This window comes from Paenibacillus sp. 01T422 (genome assembly GCF_056398785.1).
In genome coordinates this window covers 1-4,846 of record NZ_JBFTQB010000481.1, presented here as the reverse complement: position 1 = coordinate 4,846, position 4,846 = coordinate 1, and the positions used below count along the sequence as shown (strand labels likewise).

Annotated in this window: 6 protein-coding genes; 4 read left to right on the top strand and 2 right to left on the bottom strand. The window is 44.0% G+C overall.

The genetic code is table 11. The annotated features are described in order from the left end of the window. From AC1DUA_RS23660 to AC1DUA_RS23645, 4 genes are all read left to right on the top strand, one after another. A partial coding sequence (locus tag AC1DUA_RS23660) for a hypothetical protein (RefSeq protein WP_477502104.1) occupies positions 1-202 on the top strand: 202 nt, incomplete at its 5' end. A 50-nt stretch (positions 203-252) separates the two neighbouring features. Beyond that, positions 253-1,602, top strand: coding sequence for an ABC transporter substrate-binding protein (locus AC1DUA_RS23655; RefSeq protein ID WP_477502103.1), 1,350 nt, complete (start codon positions 253-255; stop codon positions 1,600-1,602). Between the two features lie 101 nt (positions 1,603-1,703). Further along, a complete protein-coding gene (locus tag AC1DUA_RS23650) occupies positions 1,704-2,585 on the top strand; it encodes a carbohydrate ABC transporter permease (protein ID WP_477502102.1) in 882 nt (293 codons plus the stop codon). Between the two features lie 15 nt (positions 2,586-2,600). Further along, positions 2,601-3,428 carry a carbohydrate ABC transporter permease gene (locus AC1DUA_RS23645; protein WP_477502101.1) on the top strand — a complete coding sequence of 276 codons (828 nt, stop codon included), beginning with the start codon at positions 2,601-2,603 and terminating at the stop codon, positions 3,426-3,428. Positions 3,429-3,537: 109 nt separating this feature from the next. Here the strand turns inward: AC1DUA_RS23645 and AC1DUA_RS23640 are convergent, their stop codons facing one another. Together AC1DUA_RS23640 and AC1DUA_RS23635 are read right to left on the bottom strand one after the other, a co-directional pair. After that, positions 3,538-4,380, bottom strand: coding sequence for a helix-turn-helix transcriptional regulator (locus AC1DUA_RS23640; protein ID WP_477502100.1), 843 nt, complete (start codon positions 4,378-4,380; stop codon positions 3,538-3,540). A 37-nt stretch (positions 4,381-4,417) separates the two neighbouring features. Continuing rightward, positions 4,418-4,846: phytanoyl-CoA dioxygenase family protein (locus AC1DUA_RS23635; protein WP_477502099.1), on the bottom strand; the 429-nt coding region annotated here is incomplete at its 5' end.

Genomic DNA, 4,846 nt, shown 5'->3' with positions numbered 1-4,846 from the left:
TGCAGGTAGTGGCCACGAACGAGTCATAGGCGAAGCTCCTTCTGTGTGGTGTCATATTAATTATACGATAGAAGAGATAGCTAGCTCCAGTTTGATTCTAGGCAAAGCATACCGCATCAATCATTCGCTAGATATCAATCTCAGACACAATTTAATGAATGTTCGTGCATTTCCAACTGTAAACGCATACATTATGATTTGAATTATAGACAGTCCTGCTAATTTTCAAAAATTGGAAAGGGTGTGTAGATTATGAGAAAAAAGTGGTCATCGATTTCTATAGCAATTTCCTTGGCAATCGTGTTAACTGCATGTACGCCGAATGTCGGAGAGCCTGCAACTGGTGAAAATAATAAAACGGAGCAACCAAGTGCAGGCGCAAAAAAGCTAACATTATGGGTGTTTGCAGAGCCGCACAAACGGTTTTTTGAGGCCATCAAGGAAGATTTCAAGAAAAAACAGCCAGAGGTTACGGTTGAGATTAATTTAATGGAGGGCACAGCACTTGTCGATAAATACTTAGTTATTTCCAAGTCTGGAGGAGATGGAGCACCGGATTTGATCGATATTGAACAAGCACAATTTCCTAAATTTATTCGCGGTGATATCCCGTTCGTGCCCTTGAATGATTATTTAAAAGCCGACAACCTAACCGAAGTGATGTCTAAAGGTCGGCAGGCGCTGTATACCATTAACGATAAGCAGTACGGGATCGAGCATGCCGCAACCGCCTCTGCTCTTTATTATCGTAAGGATTTATTTGATGAAGCAGGAATTAAGGTAGGCGAGCTAAAAACGTGGGATCAATTTACGGAGCAAGCGAAAAAATTAGTCGGCGATAAACAATATATTTTTCCCGGAAACTCCACAACGAAAACTGGAGGGGACCAAACGTATTTCGAGCTGTTCATTAAGCAAGAGGGTGGAGATATTGTAACGAAAGACGGCCAACCCGGATTTAATACTCCGGAAGGCCAAACAGCTTTGAAGCGGATGTACGCATGGAAAAAAGACGGCATCATGGATAAAAATTATTATGACGGCCCGGCATATTGGGATCAATTCAAGAAGGGGAAATACATAGCTGCTTTCGGTCCGGATTGGTGGGTCAACCTGTTGGCGGACAACGCACCGGAGTTGGAGGGCAAATGGGCGGCTGTTCCAATGCCTCTAGGCGGCCCCAAATCAGTTCCAACTACCGTTTGGGGCGGAACAGGGTTGATGATTTCGAAGTATTCCAAAAATAAAGAATTAGCCTGGGAGTTTCTGCAGCTTGCTCAATTAACACCGGAGAACTCAGTCAAACGTTTCCAGATTGTTAACCTGTTCCCAGCGCTTCTGACTTCCGTCCAGGAGAAGGGTTTGCATGAGCAAAGCAAATATACGAAGTATTTCGGCGGTCAAGATCTGGGAGATCTGTATGGTAAGCTGGTCGCAGTTGCACCGAACCAAAACCAGGCTTGGTGGCGGACCTTATTCGCGGATGCTTGGAATAAATATAGATTTGAATTGGAAGAAGGCAAGTTGACTCCTGAGCAGTTTCTTCAAAAAGTTGATGATGAGCTGAGACAGTTGATTAAGAAAAATGAAACTGCCGGATAGTTAGCAGGCAGATTGAACTACAAGGGAGATGAGGGGAACCTACTTCTCCTTTCTTTTTGTTAAATAAGGTTTGGATATTAGGTTTTCAGGAGGTCTGAACGTTGCCAATTCATCAGTCAAAGTGGTTTAAACTTGCCCCATATTTGTTCATTAGTCCTTTTTTCATTCACTTCGCCGTATTTAGTCTATATCCGACTCTGTACGGGTTCTGGCTCAGCTTATTCCAAGGTGTCAGCAAGCTGACTTATGCAGGATTTAAAAATTATTTGCTTGTAGTGRATGATGACGTTTTTTGGCAATCGATGTGGAACGGTTTGAAGGCTACAGGGGGCAGTGTCTTTATCATTTTGCCCATTGCTCTAATGGTTGCTCTGCTAATTAATCAACCTTTCATAGAAAGGAAGAAAGGGTGGTTTGCAACCTTCTTTTTTACCCCAAATATTACATCTGCTGTTGCGGTAGCAATCATTTTCGGATTCATCTTCAACAGATCATTCGGTATTCTAAATACATTGCTTGCGTTTGTCGGCATCGAACCGATCGGTTGGCTGGAGAATCCAAGGTGGACTCTTCCCGCATTAATCATTTTATTAACTTGGCGATATTTGGGGATTAATATCCTTTATTTTATGGCAGGCCTTCAAAACATCCCTAAAGAGCTTACTGAGGCAGCCAAAATAGATGGGGCTAACGCGGTTCAAAGGCTGTGGTATGTGACATTACCGCTATTGAGACCTATCATGACTTTCATTGTGTTTCAGGCAATTATCGGCTCTTTTACCATGTTTGCCGAGCCGTTTGTGCTTGCCGGCCCTGGTCAGTCCGGGCCCGAGCAATCGTTGCTGTTCCCAACAATGTACATTTACCAGCAAGCCTTCCGGTTACAAAACTTCGGTTATTCATCAGCTGTCGGGTATGTGTTTACGGTCATACTACTGATCATAGGTATCATTCAAATTCGCTTGTTTCAGGAAAAAAAGTAAAGGGGGAATGCCACAATGACAGCAAACCGAATTCATCGTATAGCTGTATATGCTGCTTTGGCTTTATTGAGCTTATTATTCAGTCTCCCTTTTCTTTATATGGTAGGAGTGTCATTTAAAACCTATGATGACATCGTTGCTTCTCCTTTGAATCCGATTCCGCTTCATCCAACCCTGGATAACTTTATCTTATTGTTTGAGAAGATACCGTTCTGGACACAATTTTTCAACGGAGTTTTTATTGCAGTAGCGGTCTCTGTGCTCTCTATGATTGGCAATGCATTAGTTGCTTATGGCTTTTCACGGTATGATTTTAAAGGAAAAAATGTGCTGTTTACGATTGTGATTGCAACTATTCTGATTCCTTCGCAGATGACGCTGGTTCCGAGCTTCATAATGTTCAAACAATGGGGCTGGTTGGATACGTTCTCTCCTTTAATATTTCCGGGAGCCATATCGGCCATTAACATCTTCTTGATACGCCAGGTGATGACGGCGATACCCTTAGAGCTATATGAAAGCGCAAGGGTGGACGGTAGTACGGAATGGCGGACGTTTTTGAGCATCGCAGTTCCTTTGTCTATGAGCAGCATCGGAATTGTAGGTCTTCTCAACTTTATGAACTCATGGAATGACTACTTAAGCCCGTTGATCTTTTTAACCTCTGAGCACAAAATGACGCTATCTGTAGGGATTTCGACGATGAATAATCCCTATAAAGAGGATTATGCTACGCCAATTACAGGAGCGTTTCTCATGGCGGTTCCGGTTTTGATTCTTCTGAGCATTGTGGGAAGGAAGTATTTTATCAGCGGAGTTGCGGCAGGGGCAGTAAAAGGATAATATGTAAAGCCCGGCACTGCGCTTAGTAAGCGCTGGCCAGGCTTTATTTTCATGGTAAAATGCTGAACACGAGTAGCGTGAATATTCGCTTGGTCCTTATCTTCACCCACTAATTTTTGGCTTCTCCAGAGCGATAGGGCTTGTTGTAGTGCTCCTTACGAATTTCACTGGGCGTCAGACCGGTATGGCGTTTTATGGTGCGTGCAAAATGATAGGAGGTTTTAAAGCCGGATTGTTCAGCTACTTCACCGATATTCAGGCCTGTGCTGCGCAGTAATTCCAGCCCCTTTTTTACCCGGTACTGCCACAAGTATTGGATCGGCGTTATTCCTTCATCACGCTGGAACAGGCGTATCATATGCTCTGGTGTTTTTCCGGTAATCTGGGATAAATCGTTAAGGCTTAGCTCTTCACCAAATTTTTCGTGTATGGTTTCCACAGCAAGGAGAACAGCCGGATGTTTCAGGTGGTTCAGTCCCAAATGCAAATACTCCGTCGCATACAACCAGACAGCGGACCGGCCTAAGGCTTTTACCACTTCCTCGCCCGAAGAGCATCCGTCGTTTTGCAAAGACATCAGCATATTCGTCAGTTGATTTAGTCGTGTCGTCAAGGGGATATAAAGCGGAAGCGACTCGAAATAAGTCGCTGCATCCGGTAATAGTGGCTCGACAGTCACAGCAATCCAACGGTGCCACGTGTCACGTTTCTCATTGAAATGAAACATCTCCTCATGTCCCGGTTTGAGCAGCGCAATGCTCTCTGGAGGAACAGTGAAGGGTACGCCGTCAATTTCTACAATCATAGAGCCGCTATGTACCAGGACAAGCTGCAGATCCATCTGAATGCGGGGACCGTATTTCCCACCGGGGCCATAAACGACGGTACCTGCGTAGGTATTGGTTACAACAAAAGAAGGTGGAATGACTTCCACCTTGGATTCTGTTTCCATTTATCATTCCAACCCTCTCGGACAGCCTTTTTTTTCATTATACTAGAGGGATTTTCTTTTTCAAATCTTCTCTCTCAATAGTTGAGTCATAACGGATGTAGTGGCATACATAAGAGCGTCTCCAACGGGTGGAGCGGTTCCGTGTAGATGAGTGTATAAGGTTGCTGTCAAAAATTAATACATCCCCTTTATCCAAAATAACCGGAATTTCCTTGCTTAAATCGATGTCTTCTACCTCATGGGTCCAAGCTTCATGTTCTTGTAAGTTTTTCACATCGCCGTGGGGTAGAACTCCGAGTTTCTGAGACCCGGGGATGACATACAGGCAGCCATTTTCTTCATTTGTATATTCCATGGCAACCCAAGCGGCGGTCAACGTATTCGGATCGTTCTTAATATAGTAATAGTCTTGATGCGCAGCTTGCCCGGGAGAACCCGGTTCTTTGTAAAAGTACATGCTTTGCAC

Coding starts and splice junctions, on each gene's coding strand:
- AC1DUA_RS23655 (WP_477502103.1), top strand. CDS start 253: ATGAGAAAAAAGTGGTCATCGATTTCTATAGCAATTTCCTTGGCAATC.
- AC1DUA_RS23645 (WP_477502101.1), top strand. CDS start 2,601: ATGACAGCAAACCGAATTCATCGTATAGCTGTATATGCTGCTTTGGCT.
- AC1DUA_RS23640 (WP_477502100.1), bottom strand. CDS start 4,380: ATGGAAACAGAATCCAAGGTGGAAGTCATTCCACCTTCTTTTGTTGTA.